The following is a 16449-nucleotide window of genomic DNA, read 5'->3' as shown; positions in this document are numbered from 1 at the left end:
CTATTCTGTAAGCCATTTAACAAAATTGTACCCAATACTCGAAGGTAGTGAGTCGTAAGTAATAACGATATCAACTTCATCTCTGCTGGCATGCTTGTTTATAGATGTACTGCTTCCACCCGTGATGTCAAAGCCAAAGTTGTCCGGTCCTACAAAGTCTTGCGGCTTGTTTGACTTTCCTGTCCATACAAGGTCTTTCAGCACTGAATCAGGGTCTGCATCAAGTAGATTGTCAATCTTTCTAGCAACACTGCCCTCAATCTCAGTGCCGAGAAAAACACGCAACAGCCAGGGGTCGTCGGCAAGGGCGTCAATTTGCTCTGGTGAAAGTCTTTTCGCAATTAGATCAAAATTGTTGGCAAGTTCATCACGAGCTGTCTTGGTTAGCTGAGCAAGTTCACGTCCGATGTCCCGAATCTGGCTCGTCACCTCCTTCTTCGTCGCTGAAATGGTGTTTGGATCGACATACTGATGGTCGTTGTGAACAAGAATACCGGAAAGGCCTACGCTGTAAACATGCTCGCCGTGGACGGTAACGTTGAATACTTCAGTTGGCGAACGTTTTTCCACATAGGACTTAAGCGAAGCAACCCCGTCGAAGTGGCGGAAAAGGCAGCCATTTTCCATTTTGCCAATCGCGGTAAACCATTGCCGGCATTCATCCCAAAACGGGTGGTCTGGGGTGGTTTGGATGGGGTTGGGTTCGCCTTCGATGGTGAGTTCTAGGATCTCGTCGGCGGTGTGGCGGAAGGTGGAGAGGATGACTCGGCCTGGGCCCGGGGCGATGTTTGGCGCGGGGTTGATCGCTGTGATCAGGGCTTCGTTGTGGGCGTCCGCTACCGGGATGTCCATTAAGGTGCGTTTGCCGACCTCGACCTCGTTGGTCTTGAGCCAGATGTCTGGTTTGAGCGTCGTGATCTCTAGCTCGCTGCCGTCTCGCTTGCTGACTTTGGCGGTCACCGCGACGTATTGCGTCCAGTCGGGTTCCAGCAAACAGGCGTCGTCTCGGTCGATCAGCGGGTTCTCGCCGAGGACTCGCTCACCCACTCGGAGTTGTTCGATGGGCTTGGTTTCGGAAGTGCGCGACGTGTCGGCTGTGGGGATGTGGACCGGGGTGCCGGCGACGAAACACTTGACTTTGATCGCCCCCACGATCCCGCCAGCCATCTGGCCGAACATGGCGTACTGCAGGCTTGCCTTGACGTCCCGCGTGGTCACCATGCCATAGCCGAAGCCGATGGCCACCCCGCTCGCTTCGTAGGAGACCGCTCGAGCGACGTAGCCCGCTCTGCCCATTCCCCAGTCACTGCCACCTCGGGCCCATGCGGATTTGCCCGTGCCGTAAAGGCCGGCACCCATGCTGCCCAACATGTAGCCGATTTCGCCGCTCCCCCCGTTGTCTTTGTCGATTGAGTATCCGATCGCACCACCGGCCAGTCCCCAGTGCGCACCGACCGGGTTCGTGGCTCCAAACGCGGCGCCGAACATGATTTGGAAGAAGCCCGAGGATCGACCGCTGACTTCGCCCGACATGTAGACGTCGATCGCACCCGACCATGCGCCTAGGACGAAGGGCAACGCGGCAGGTCCGCCGAAGGCCAACGCGAGGCCGCTGGCGGCGACGAGCGTGACCGTGGCGGCGGCTCCGGCGGCGCTGACGCCGAAGATCGTGTCCTTGAGCTGGCCTTCTTGTCCGCTGCTGACCAGCCAACTACCCAGGCCATCGAAACCGCGCGCACTGAGCCCTTTGCCCAAGTCGATGAGGATTCCGTTGGCTCCGTCGGACACGGACGTGATGAAACTCGCGACCGCTTGGCTGGCCGATGTCGCAGCCCGGATGGCTTCGCTGACATACGGCTTGGCGAAATTGACCGCGCTGACGACGAGTGACGAAACTGCGTTGTAGACCGGAGTGACGTAGGGCGACGCGGCGTCGATGACGGCGTTGACGACGCTGGCGGTGAAGTCGACGACGTCGGCCAGCGCCGTGCCCTCGTAGGCTTCTTGTAGCACCGGCAGTAGAGCGCTGCCGTAGGTGTACAGGCCGAAGGAGTCGTTGTGGACGAGGACGTAGTGGTTGGTGCCGGGCAGGCGTACGTGGTAGTTGTGATGCTCGGCGACGCAGAAGTTGTAGACCGGGACCGGTGGCGATGGATCTCGCGTGATCGCGGTGATGGTCAGCGCGATTCCTTCGGAGGTCAGTAGTTGGTCGCCCGGGAGGAGGTCTTGGGCTTGGGTGTAGGTGCCGGGGTGAAGTGCGAGTAAAACGTCTGAAGGCTGGACTCCAGCATGGGCGAGAGGTGCGCGTAGGGCGCCTGAAGGCTGGACTCCAACAGGTGCGAGTGGGGTGTGTGAAGGGTGGGTATTAGCGAGGGGGAGAGGTGCGCGTGGGACGCCTGAATGCTGGACTCCAGCAGGTGCGAGTGGGGTGTGTGAAGGGTGGGTATTAGCGAGGGGGAGAGGTGCGCGTAGGGCGCCTAAAGGCTGGACTCCAACAGGGGGCGATAGGACGTAGAAGGGGTGGCCGGCGGTGGTCGCGATTTTTGTGTCGCCGATGTGGATGTTGAGCAGCGGTTGTGGGGCGTTGTGGTAGGTCTGGGTGACTTGGCCGGGAACGAGCTCAGCGGAGTGGCGCGACGAGACTTGGTCGCCCACTGACATTTGCTCGATGCGCTTGATGGTGCCATCGGCGAGCAAGATTTCGGTGCCGGCGGGGAAACAGTATTGCTCGATCGCGTCGCCGCCCGCGATCGCGTAAACGTCTTGCGTGCCGCTGCCCGACCAATCGCTGCCCACGACGACCGAGGGTATTCCGGTCGACTGGACGCCGCGGAATGAGGCGGCCGCGAGGGTTCCGTCCGAGGTGGTCGCTGCGGAAGCGATGGCGGAGGCTCCGACGGCGCCGAGTGATTCGGTGCCGCCGCCGGTGGGCAACCCGGGCGCGTTGCCCATCACCACGGGGGCGCCGACCGGTGAGTGATCCAAGTCGCCGGGCGTACCAGTTGCCGCGTTGCTGGTGTCGGCAAAGTCGACGAGGGAATCGTAGCGGCTGTCACCGACGAAGCTGATGTCGATGTCGCCGTCGAGGTAGTTGCCCGTCTGCGTGACGACTTGATCGATCACGTCGGCGATCGGTGTGACGCTCGCGCCGCGTGTGATCTCGCCGCTGACCGAACCGTCGACGTCGGTCGAGCGGGAGAAGACACCCGTCTCGCTGTTGGAGGTTTCCGTTTCGGTGAAGCTGTCAGTTCCCGTCAAGTCGACTTCAAACACACCCACCGCGTCCGTGCCCGTTTGATTGAGCGTGTACGTGTCGCTGCCGGTGGTCGTACTGGTTGACTCTCCCGTGAGTGACTGAACGTCGGTCGTGTTGCTGTAGGTTTTGGTACCGCTGCCGGTCAGCGTGTACTGGTCCGCTGCGTCGCGTGTGATGACTTGGGTGTAGGAGTACGTGTCGGTGCCGTCGGTTTGGAATTGAAAGATTCCCGTGACCGTGTTGCCCACCGTGTCGGTCTGAGCGACGTCGGTGGAACTTGCGTCGTAGTCGACCGTTGCGCCGCCGACGGTGCCGTCTTGAGTCAGCGTCGTCGTGGTGGTCGAGTCGGCCGCCGAAGTGACCGCTCCGGTGACGCTGTTGCCGGTACCGGTGGAGAGCACCTCGGAGGTCACGGTGTTGACCGTGGTGTGATTGTGCAGGGAGTCCGTCGTGACCACCGTTTGGGTCGTGATCACCGTGGTGTTGGAATCGCCAGTCGATGAATTCGCACCGGTGATCTGGTTGCCCGATGAAGCGTTGCTTCGATCTCCGTCGATGGACTCGCTGATCGATAGCGTTGTTCCATTGGCGTCGGTCAGTGATCGGCTGACCGAACCGAGAACGTCAGAGGTCGACGTGTTTTCAAAGCTGCCGACGACGGAGTTTCCGGAGTTTGTGTCCGTCGCGGTGGTCTCGGTGTGCGACGTTGCGGTGTAGGTTTCGCTGCGGGTGCCGTTTTCGGTGACGTCGGAGGTGCTCGACGAAGTAGACGTTCCTGAGTAGACACCGGTGATCGAGTTGCTGGTCGACGTGGATGTGGCTTCGCTGCTGCGGGTGACCGTTTTGGTGTCGCTGCCGTCGGTGTAGGTGGTGTTTTTGGTGTACTCGTAGGAATCGTCGGAGGATGCCGAGTTGGTCGTGTCGGTGGTGATCTGGTTGCCGGACGAAGTCGACTGGCTCGTCATCGTCGTGGTCTCGGACAAGTTGAAAAATCGATCGCCGATCGTTCCCGCTTGAGTTCGCGTCGACGAGCTGGTCGCGTTGGTCGTGTCGTTGAACGCACCGGTCACACTGTTTCCGCTGCCGACTTGAGTGCTCGTCGAGGTCGAAGTCGACATGCCGGAAACGTTTCTGTCCGTGTTGATTTCTGACAAGTCCTCGGTCACCGACGAGGTCACTGTCGAAGTGTTGGTGTAGAGCCCCGTGATGTCGTTGCCGATCTCCTGGAAGACTTCGTCCAACGCGTCGGTGGTGCTGCTGGTGGCGGTTTGCGTTTGGTTGATCGCTGTGCCTGAATCGCTGGCGGAAACACTGCGTGTCGTGTTCTCCGTGTACTCGCCGCTGGTGCGATTGCCGGTGCGTGTGTTGTTGTTGGTGGTGGTCGAGTTGGTCGTGGCGTTGCTGGAGAGCGTCTGATTGACGGACGCTTGGGTGGCCGTGACGACGCGAGTGGATGCGGTCACGGTCTCGTAGTCGTCGAAGCGGCTGTTTCCGGTCTCGGTCGTCGTCGAGTTGGTTTGCTCGGTTTGGCTGGAGGTGGTGACGGTGAGCGTCTGGTTTTCCGTCAGGCCGGTTGCTGTGGCATCGGCCGCCACGATGACTTCGTTGGTGTAGTCGCCCGTGATGCTGTTGCCCGACGCGGTGCTGACCGAGGTTGCCGTTTCGTCGCGGACGACGGATCGGCTGAGCGTCTGATTGAGTGTTGTTTCCTCAAGGTCCGTCGTGACGGCGGTGGACGATTCGCTGGTGAAGGCGCCGGTGATCGAGTTGTCGGTTCCCGAGCTGGAGGACGATGACGTGGAGTTCTCCGTCATCGTGACGGTTTGCGTCTGATTGGTATCGGTTTGGTTGGTGGTCGTCGAGCCGGTTCCGGTCGACTCGGACGACGAAGCGCCCGTGATGTCGTTGCCGGTCGTCGTGGACTCGCTCGTTCCGCTGGACGTGACGGTCACCACGCTGGTGAGCGTTTGATTGTTGGTCGTCGTGGTGGCTGTGCCGGTAGAGCTTGATGATCGGCTTGATGAGTACTCGCCGGTCACGCTGTTGCCGGAGTCCGTTGTCGTCGAGTTGGAGGTTCCCGAACTGGTGGACGCAAGCGTCAACGACTGATTGGAGCTGTTTTCTGTGCCGGAGTTCGTCGTGGCGGTCGTGGTCGCGCCAGAGTAGAGGCCGCTGATCGAATTGCTGGTCTGGGTCGAGTCGTTGACGGTGGTTGTCTCGTAGGTGGTGGCCACTGTCACGATTGCTTGATTGTTCTCCGTCGTGTTGCCCGAAGTCGTGGACTCGCTGTGTGCCGTGCTGGAGCTGGTGCCCGCGATTGCGTTGCCGGTGGAGTTTCCGGAGGATGTGCTGGTGGTTGTGGACGAGTGCGTGCCGGTCAGATCGAGGTAGGCGAAGGTTTCGCTGAAGGTCGAGTTGGATGAGCTGGTGTTGCTCGACGTGTACTCACCGGTGACGTGATCGCCCGTGGTGGTTGCCGAAGACGATGACGAATGGGTGGACGTGTTCGTGGAAGCCGGCCCGATTTGATTGGACTCGCTGTTGGTTCCATTGGAGGTCGACTGGGTCGTTGTCTGATAAGTGCCTTCGATCGCGTTGCCCGCTTCGTCGACATCGGTGGTCGACGTGCTGGAGAACGTCATGTCGACGATCAACACTTGGTTTTCATCACGCTGGGTTCCGGAAACGGTGCTCTGCGTCGACGAATCGGACGTGTAGTCCCCGGTGATCGTGTTTCCTGATTCGTCGCTGGTCGTTGCAGACGTGCTGCTGGAACTGGTGTTGGACGTCAGCGTTTGATTGGTCAGCGAAGCCGTTGCGGTGGAGGTGGAGTCATTCGTCGAACTGCTCGTGTAGGCACCTGTGACGGAATTGGAGACCGTGCTGGAGGAGAACGTCGAATCGGTGGTACTGGATTCGTTGACCGTCTCCGTTTGCACCGTGGAGGATCCGGTCACGGTTTGGCTGGCAGTCCCCGAGTCGGTGGAGGAGGATGCGCCGGTGATCGCATTTCCGGTCGCATCGGAGGTCGTGCTGGAGGTGGAAGTGCTCGTCAGAGTTGCTTCGTAGCCTTGATTGCTGGTGGTCTCCGTTCGCGTGCCGTTGGAGGTCGCGGTCGTCGCGTTGGTGAACGCGCCGGTGAACTGGTGGTTGGTGGAAAGCGTTTCGCTGTGCGATGTTCCGTTGGAAACGATCGTAACGGTCAAGTCGCCGTTGGTGTCGGTTTGATTGAGCGACGTGGTGGTGTCGATCATCAAGTCCGACTGCGTGGTACCGGCGATCGAATCACCGGTCATCGTTTCTGCGATTTCCTCCGTGGTCACCGAAGTCGAAACCACGGTAAGCGGCCCATTGATGTCGGTCGCGTTGCGGGTCTCCGATGAAGAGGTCTCGGATGTCGTTGTGAAGGAGCCCACGATGACATTGCCGGAAGAAACGTTTTCGTAGGTGCTGTTCTTGTCGGTCGTGTAATCCACCGTTAGCGTCTTGTTGACGTCGTCGCCGTCGATCAGTGATTCCTGAGCCCCGTTGATGGTCTCACTGTAGACGCCGGTGACGGAGTTTTCGGTGCGGGACGCGGTGGAGGAGAACGTGGAGGTTTCCAGGGCGGTGGCGTTCATCGTGCCGTTGGTCAGCGACTCTGTCCGCGTTCGATCGCCGGAGTTGATCGTCGTGGCGACCGACGTGCCCGTGACCGAATTGCCGGTGAAGTCAGATGTCTTGGTGACGTTTTCATCGATTTGAGCGGTGACGTTAAGTGTTTGACTGAGCAACGTGGTGGTCATCGACGTCGTCGTCACAATGTTGGCTTCGCCGGCGACAACGCCAGTGATGTTGTTTCCGGTGGTGAGATCGCTGGTGGATTCCGATTCGGTTGCGACGACCGTGCTGGTGCGATTTTGATTGGTCGTGGTTTCGTCGGTGGACGCGGTTTTTTGTGACCCGGTTTGCCGTTCGTAGTCCCCGGTGACTTGGTTTCCGGTTTCGGTCACGGTGACCTCGGTTTGCACCAAGGTTTCGTTATCCGTTGTTTCGGTTTGGTTGGTCGTTGTCGAGTTTCGCGTCGAGCCCGATGTCGTGGTGGTGGTCGAGGAAGAGGTCCCCAGGAAACTGTTCTCAGTTTGGATCGCCGTTCCAGAAGAGACGTCACTGATTTCGATGGTCGAGGTTTCCAGGTCGTTGGAAACCGTGTCCGTTTGAGTCAACGAGTCGCTGAAGGAGCTGGACGACTGTGACGTTCCAACGATCGTGTTGCCGTTGGTCGTGGAGTTGAACTGGCTGACCACCGTGGCAACCGTCGTTGTTGTCAGTGGACCGTTCGTGATGGTCTCGCCACGAGAGGACGTGGACTGGTCGGATTGGCTGCGGGAGAACAGGCCGCTGAGATTGTTTCCGGTGACGCTGCCCGAACCGGTGTTGTTGGTGGCGGACGTGATTTGGCTGTTGCGTGTTTGATTGGTCACGCTCATGGTGACGTCGTTGCTGCTGGTCGTCGTCCAGTCGTCCGCGTAGGTGCCCAGGACGGAGTTGCCGCTACGGTTTGTGTTGGTTCCCGTTGTCGACGTGGTGTCGGTGATGGTGGTCAGGGTTTGATTGATTTCCGTGACGGATCCTGTGGCCGTTTGGCTGGTGGTTTCGGTGCCTGAGTAGTCGCCCGTGACCGAGTTGCCCACGCTGTTGCTGCTGGAGGTTGCCAGGATGGTTTCGGAGCCGGTGTTCGATTTCGGATCGTTGGTGACGGTGGACGAACTCTGAGACTGGGAAGTTGAGTCACGCGACTCGGAAAACTCGCCGGTGTTGGAGTTTCCGTTGCTTGTGATTTCGACTTCGCCCGAGGACACCGTCGTGACGGTCGACGTGAAACCATGATTGGTCGTGGTGCTTGCGGACGTGGTTTCCTGTGTCGTCGTTTGGGTCACGCCGCTGGTTCCGAGGACGCGATTGCTGGTCGATGTTCCTTCCGATTCGGTCGTCGTTTCGGTAGTGCTCAATCGGTTGAGGGTTTGATTGACGGTCGTTGAATCGGAGGTACTGGAACCGGACGACGTCGAGGTTCCGGTGAAGATACCCGTGATCTGGTTTCCGTTTTCGATGGATGTCTGCGATGAAGTGGACGACGACGTCTGGACATTCGTGGTGCCTTGATTGGCGTTGGTGGTTGCGGCGGTGGAAGTGCTGTTTTGGGTGGTGTTGGCACTGACGCTGCCGATCACGGAGCTGCCCGATTTGGAGGAGGTCACGTTCGAAGTGGAATGTGACGTCGACTCGGTGAGCGTCGATTGGTTGATGCGTTGAGAAACGGAGTCGGTGGTGCTGTCGGAGAGCGAGGACTCGGTGAAGACACCGCTGATGGTGTTCGATGTGCTGTTGGACGAACTGTCGCTGGTCGAGACGGATGCGGAAACATTTTGCTCGGGCAAGTGAATCACGGACCCCTTAGGGATCACGATTCGGAGCCCATTGACGTCGATGTCCGGTGTTGAATGATTCAGTCCGGCGTAGACGCGATCGTCGGACAAGAGCAGAGCGTCTGGTCCGTTGAGTGAAACGGCCAGGGATTTTGTTTCGGCGTGTGATGTGACAGTATCCGAGTTGTCGCCGACGATGGAATTGCCTGTCGACTGCCAAACGGAGCTTGATTCACCTTGGGAGTGTCCCAGCGTGGTTGCGGTCTGGTTTTGCGAGGTTGAACGCTGTTCAAACGAGCTTTCGGATGTTTGTGTGCTGTCGAACTCACCCGTGATCGCATTGGCCCCGGACGCTGAACGTGTGACGGTGGCAGATTCCGACGACGAGGCTGACCTCTGCGTCAGGATTTCTGTCGTCTCGTTTGAGACCGAGTTGGAACGGGTGGTCGACTCGCTTTCGGAGATACCCGAGATGCGGTTGCCTGTGTCTTCGCCGGTCGTCGAGCTGTCCGTGAACACTTCGCGACGCGAGTTCAGGTCTTGATTCAGATCGACAGTGATGACTGTTGAAAGCGAGCGGTTTTCTGACTCGATCGTGTAGTCACCGGTGAGTGTGTTGGAGACCGATTGTGTTTCGCCGTCACCGCTGGAGATGGAATTGGTGACGGTGGTGCTGGTTTGGTTGGTCGTCGCTTCCGTGACGGTTCCGGATGACTCCGACTCCTCGGACTTGAGCACTTGTCCGGTTTTTGCGCTGCCCGTGCCGGTGAAGCTTGCCTCGGACTCACGTTGTTCGACCATTTCGGACCGCAGGACGATTCCGTCGGCTTGCGTGTTCGTGGTCACGCGAGTGGTATCGGTTTCCGCGTGGTTGTAACCCGAGAACTCGTAGTCACCTTGTTTAGCGTTGCCGGACTTGCGAGAGGTCCCCGTGGATTCGGCTCGGGTGGTGGAGCTGCTGACCATCGACTGGTTCGTCAGCGTCGTTTCGGTCGTGGACACCGAGTTGGAGCTTGCGACGATCGTGAACTGCCCGGTTTTCTTGTTGCCCGTGGTGGTTTTCTGTCCCATGGTGACGCCGCCGGACGTCGTCGTCGTTGTGCTGGGGCCGTTGCTGGTTTCGTCTTCGCTGTTGTGCGACTGGTTGGTGGACTCGCGATAAACGTATTCGCCACCGTACAAATTGCCCGACTGGGTGACCGTGATGTCGGAGATGCTGTTTTGCAACGAGACGCTTTGGTAGTCCGAGTCCACGGAGTTGGTGGTGACGGAGTTGATCGTGGACGTCGCGTGGTTCTGAGTGGTGAACCCAAAATTCCCTAGTTCGTCTTGCCCTGTACCGACCAGTGTGGATGTGCCACCGCTGGTGATGGAGGAGACGACCGTTTGCGTTTGGTTGATTTCCGTTCGCTGTTGTGTCGACTGGCTGGTGCCGGAGTTGGACAGGTTGAAAGTGGATTGTGCCGCGTCGTAGGTCTTGGAACTGGTGGTGGTAGCTGAGTTGGAGCCAGTCGTGACGGACTGGTACGGGCCGTTGCGATCCGAGCGTTCTTTGATGGTCGTTTCGACGGTGGTGGTGATCGTCAGGTCATAGTTGCCGCTTTCGGGAACCGTGCCAGTGGAGTGCATCGAGGAAACGGTCTCGGTGACATCGACGAAACCAAAAAGCTGTCGACCGCCGCGATGATCCGCAGTGGTGGTCGTGTCGATTTGAAAATCACGTGTGACTTGGTACGCATCGGGGCCGAACTCGCGCAGGGTCTCCACGGTATTTTCATCGACGGTGAGTCGGAAATCGCCGACGTACGAAGTTCCACCGCCGCCGATCAGATTATCGATTTGGCCGGCGAGATCGCCATCGATGTATCGCTCGCCGGTCTTGGTGTAGTTGGACTGTTTCTCCGTGGTGAGTGTCCATTCCCAGCCGTCTGGACCGGATGTCTTTTCGTCGACAAAGTAGCTTGTGACCTTGCCCTCGACCTTGGCTTGTTCGGCGAACGAGCTGGAACTGCTGTTGATCGGAAACTCCGCTTCGCCATCAAATCCGGTTTCGTATTCGATGACGGAGAAGCCTGCGGGGGAGAACGAGACCGCGTCGATGAGGCCTCGGGCGATGACTTTGCGGATATTGACTTCGGAGCCATCGCCGCTTTGGGTGACATTGGGTTCGCCTTGGCCATCGCTGCCGGCGGTTTCCAGACCAAAGGAGTAAGAGAACCCTGCGGTGCCGACGGAGACGACATCAAAGTTGCCGGTTGCCCGGTCGAGTGCGACTCGTGTGGAGAGTCCCAGCGATTGAGTGGGCGGATCTTTCTTGTTGGATTCGCCACCTCCTCCTCCGCTGCCGCCTGATGCGGCACCGCCGGAAGGATCACCGATCTCAACGTCTCGATTGATCAATGGTGACGCAAAACTTTGGATCTTTGGTTTGACCGAGTTTCCTTCGTCATCGACCAGCGACAGTTTCTCGATGTCTTCTTCGTTCTCGACGTTGATGACATTGGCAAGGCTGACGGCAAGTCCACCGGTGCGGTTCTTGGTGTCTTGGATTTGGACCGTGATGGCGTAAGGCCCTTCCCGTTTGTATTCGTGCTCCACGATGACTTCGTAGTTGAGCGGGATCACGTTTCCCGCCACGACTTTCGCTCGAACTTCGCCGGTCACGATCGTTCCATCGCCGAGGTCGACCGTGGCGACGTACTGATCGGCTGTCGATTCGGGGTCCCCGGCGACGAAGGAAGCGACAGCGGCGCCATCGACGCGATCGAAGGTCGAGTTCTCGCTGAGTTTGCGATTCTCGAAAGCATAGATCACATCCCCGGTGGCAAAGACCGGCGGGTTTGCTCGGATGACCTGGGTGTCCGTTTTGAATGCGATCTGTCCGGAGTTGTTGATGATGTCGAAACCGTTGATGGAGTCGACCGTTCCGATGCCTGGTAGCATCTCGCCGATGTCGACGACTTTGGCGTGTCCCAGGAAGGAGGGTTGCGGTACGACTTGTTGATCGACGTCGGACGGGAAAAAGAACCGGGCGGAGTGCAAACCTTCTTTGCCTTGGTTGTCCCGTGCCATGAAGGTCACCGTCAGGTACGGCGTACCGGGTGCGCCGCCGGCTGACGAACCGATCGCGCCGACCAGTCCGCCTGCCGTACCGACCTTGCGTTCTTCCTCTTCCTCGGAACCGTCATTGCTGGTGCCGCCTTCGGGGTCTCCGTTGTCGTCACTGCCGGCACTGAGCAGTCCGTTGATTCCGATTGGCCCGTCCAGAATGGCTGCGATGCCTCCAAACCCGATCCCATCCACGTCGACTTCGTTGGAGTCGATCACGGAGTCGCCAGATTCTCCGACAACCTTCAACCAACGTCCACTTTCGGGATCGATGGCGTAGATTCCGCGTCCCAGTGGTCCTTCGGCGGCAGCGGCGATGATCCCGGTGTCACTGATCGCGATTTCATCACCGATCACCGACATGCCAAAGTCGCTGACGTTGCCATCGAGGTCCATCGCGCGGACCGATTCGCCTTGGACGAACGCGCTCCATCCCGTGTCGGAAATTTGAATGTTCTTGATCGGCTCGCTGGTATCGACGCTGCGATACGGTTGCCCGCGGTCTTCGCCATACGTGACGACTTTCAAACCCGCATCGGTTTGGTAGTCGTTGGTGTCGGCGATGAAAACGGACTGCCCCAGATTGTTGACCGACGCCGTGGTGGGATAGACGGCGGTGAAGGGCGAGACATAAAGCTGTGGAACAAAGATCGGCATCAACGATGTCGCCAACGAAACCCCGTTGAGTACTTTGGGGTCAAAGTCATCCGGATCTTGCAGCGCGTTCCAGACAGGGTTGGCGGGGGTAAAGTAAGCGCTGGCCCAAAGCGGATTGATCGTCCAAACTCGCGGGACCATCGTGAGGGAGGCGGTGATTCCAAAGCCGACTGCGCCGGGGACGACAGACGTCAACAATCCCAATTGGAAATCCAACATCAGCGGATTGCCCCATCGCAAACCGGCGTTGGCCAATCCCAGGTCGCCCACCGCAATCTGTTTGGGGGAACCATAGCGGTCACCGTTCAAGACGCGATCACCGTTCCACAACTCGGTGTACGTCAGCAGCAAGTCGACGAACTCCAGCAAAGGCGCGCCCATTGGCAGGATGCCCATCATTCCCCTGGCGCTCATTTGACGTTGCGCAAAGACGGCGTTGTTGTCGTTGATCTGGACGGTGTCGCTGAACGACATCGACGGCGCAGCGTTGGTTTCGTCGCGTGGCGGTGGCGAGACACTACTGTCACCAAACGCGAATGATTCGGGGATCAGCGACAGCGGGCCGGTGTCTTCATTCCAGACAAAGAGGCTATCGTGACCCTGCTTGGTCGCCGAGTAGGCCACGTTGCCCCAGTTGTTGATCGAGACGCCGTCGCCGATGCGGTCGTAGCCTTCAGCGACCAAGTCAAAACTGTACGAACTCGGTCCGCTGCGGAGAATGATTTCCACGACGCCGCTGCTGCTGGCGGTGGGGGAATCGGCGGGCGATGGTCCACTTGATTTTGCTTTCGCGTTGATCGAGTCGGGCGAGACTCCGGCGACTTCTTGGACCGTATAGGTGAACGTGTCGACGACGTCGGTGCCTGCGGCTTGCAGATCCTGCAACGCTTGGCTGACCGTTGGGTCGTAGCTGAAACTGCCGTCGGCGTTGACGATGACTCGCGCGCCGTATTGCGACAGACCGTCAAACGAGGCTGCCAAGATCGTGCCGCTGTCGTCGTCGGAATCGAAGTCGTTCGCCAAAACGCCTTCGCTGGCGGGGACTTCGATTTTCTGTGACGCGACGGTCCAGAATCCGCGTTCAATTCCATCGGTGCCGGCGACCGGTGCGTCGTCGACGCCTATGATCTCGATCGTCACCGTTGCGACCGATTCAGCTCCACGGTTATCTACCACCGTGTATTGGAACGTGTCGGTGGTCTGAACACCCGCAGCGAGATACGCAAAGGCGGCTCCGGGTTCGTAATCAAAAGTGCCGTCGGGACGCAGAGTGATCGTTGCACCGCCGGCGCTGAGCAACGGCGTTTGGCTTGGGTCGACGAACAACGGTGGCGGCGAATCGGGATCCGAATCGTTGGCGAGCAACCCGTTTGCAACGGTGGTGGTCAACAAACCGTCGGCCGAAAGTCCTAGGTAGACATCGTCCACCGCGGCTGGTGCGTCGTTGAGTCCGTTGACTCTCTGGGTCACGATTGCCGGTGTGGAAACATCGATCCCGTCGGTGACCCGGAATACAAAGTCGTCCGTGAGTGTTTGACCAGGTGCAAGCGATTGGATGGCAGCGACCAACGAAGCGTCGTATTCAAAAGTGCCGTCGTTGTGGAGCGTGACCGTCGCACCCAGTGAACTGGTGACCGTTTCGGCGAAGACCACGAGTGGACCGTCGGCGGGCAAGCTGTCCGAGTCCGCAGCGCCGTTGGCCAAGTCGATTTCGGCGGGCGTGATCAAGACGCCGTCTTCCGTGATCTCAACGATGGTCGCGATGGCTGTCGGTGCGACGTTGACCGGGCTTTGCACCCAAATTTCGGCAAACGCGGTATCGGTGAGCCCTGACGGATCCGTGATCGTGTACTGAACACGATCGATCATGTGCTGCCCTGCGGCCAGCGATGTCAGCACGCCAATCGCTGTCGCGTCATAACTGATCTGACCGTCCACAAAGCTGACCGTCGCCCCGAGTTCACTGGTCGCGTCGATCGCACTGATTTGCAGGAAATCGTTTGCGTCTGGATCGATGTCGTTTCGTAACAGATCCACCGAATCGATCGTCAAGACAGCGTCGGCTCTCGTGTACAACGAAGGTGTCTGAGCCGTCGGAGAATCATCCACGGCAATCGGTGCTTGATTCTCGCCAGCAACGCTCAAGAACACGGTCGCCGTGTGCAAACTACTGTCGGCGGCGCGAACGGTGTAGGTGAAATGATCGGATACGATTTCTCCCACGCCGATACCTTGGTAGACCGATCCGGGTGAGACCGTCAAGACGCCGTCGCCGCCGACCGATACCGTGGCTCCCCAGCGTGTCGAGGCGTCGAAGTCGAACAATTGGGTGACGGACGCTGCGTCGTTAGCCAACACTCCATTGACCGCAGAAACATTCAGCGTTTGGTTGGCCAGCGACTCGTAAAAATCGCTGACGGCAATCAGTCCCGCAGGTGATGGGATTTGCAACTCGACGGCCACCGTTCGTTGCTCGCCCGCATTGCCCAAGTCCGTCAGATCGGTGCTGACGATGCCTCGCGTCGGTGCGGATTCGATGGTGAACGCAAACAGTGCGGTGTCTCCGTTCTGCAATCCGTCGACGGGATCGTTTGGCGTCCAAGTGATCGCGGGATCCCCGGCCGCGTACGCCACCGACCAACCCGGGGGCGTCAGGAAATCCGTTGCGACCAGCGTGGGATCAACAGGCACGCTGAGCGAATCCAAACGCTCGCTAATGTCGGTCGGCGCGGTGGCCGAGATCGAGTAGCGATAGTTGTCTCCGCCAAGCGACGTGACCGTGGACTGCAAGCTCGCATGTCGCGTCCCATCGATCGCGAAGCTGACGCTGGTCGGATCAGCCACGCGTCCTGTGCTGTCGGTGGCGGTGAAGTAAATCGTGTGTTCGCCGGCACCAAAGAAGGAACCGTGGATGAATTCCAAGTCGGTCGGCGTCAACGCCAGTTGCGATCCCGACACATAAGGCGTCAAGTCAACGACGCCGACGGCAAAGTTCGGGTCGGTACTGACCAACGCCGAGGTGATCGGGTTTTCGGCGCGTAGTGTTCCGGTGACGCCAGGCGGTTGGGCTTCGCTGAAGCGGTCGACGTTCAACACAAACGTCGGCGGCAACAACTCGCCACGCGTGAACACGAAGTTTCTTTCCGTGATGTTGCCCGCGACGTCTTCGGCCGCCACCATGAACTCGTTTGCTCCGACCGCCAAATCCACGACAAACACAAACATGCCCGCCGCGTCCGCGATCGGCGATTCGCTCTGTCCCGTCATCGTGATACGGCTGCCGGGTTCGGCCGTCCCGATCAAGGTGATTTGATCATCCGTCGTGTGTGTGTCCGAGACACCGCTGCGGTGGAACGCCAGCATCTCCAGTGAAATCAATTCCGGTGCCGAGTCGTCAATCGTCAACACCAACGGATCCGACGGCCCGGCGACATTCCCCGCCGCGTCTTCGATCGTCGCGGTCACGTTGAAAGATCCACCCATCATTGCGGGCAGCGTGTATTGCGCCACGCCGGTCGAATAGACTTCGCCTGCCAGCACATCGTCCACGTAGAATTTGACCAATGCACCCCGCTCGGCGAACAAACGCACAACGGGCTGCGTCGTCGCGGTCAAGTTATCGAATGGATCGTGCCCTAGATCGCTGGACGTGACGAGATCCGGGCCGGACTGCAATGGCGGGCCGGTGCGGTCGAGGTCGAACTGAAACTCGGTTTCGGAAACATTACCTGCCGCATCGGTCGCTTGCAGTGCCAACGCGTATCGGCCGTCGACCAGCGTTTGCCCCAGGATCGTTTCTAAGGAAGCCATGTCGATCGACAGAGCGTCTTCGTTAAGTGCCGCGGTGATGTCGACCGGCGGAAAACCGTTCAGTGACGCCAGCAGCGTTACGATTTCCGAAGCGTCGCTGAGCGTTCCGGTGAAAGTCGGATCTTGCGTTCGCGCGTCCGTGTCGCTGCGTCCCGTGTCGTTTGCCAAATCAAGATCAAACACCGGCCCATCAGCATCGACGAAAACGAT

General features: G+C 59.0%; 1 protein-coding gene (only partly in view). It reads right to left on the bottom strand.

Translation table 11 applies throughout. The annotated features are described in order from the left end of the window. A protein-coding gene (locus Pla52nx_RS06245) for an Ig-like domain-containing protein (protein ID WP_231741926.1) crosses the window boundary here: on the bottom strand, positions 1-16449 show its final stretch. 25455 nt of this gene lie beyond the right edge of the window; only the last 16449 of its 41904 coding nucleotides appear in the window; its start codon lies off the right edge, out of view — the gene reads right to left on this strand; it ends in the stop codon at positions 1-3.

Origin of the sequence: Stieleria varia, from assembly GCF_038443385.1 — a bacterium.
Taxonomy (GTDB): domain Bacteria; phylum Planctomycetota; class Planctomycetia; order Pirellulales; family Pirellulaceae; genus Stieleria; species Stieleria varia.
The sequence above is the reverse complement of the archived record's forward strand: the minus strand, read 5'-3'. Positions and strand labels throughout refer to the sequence as shown.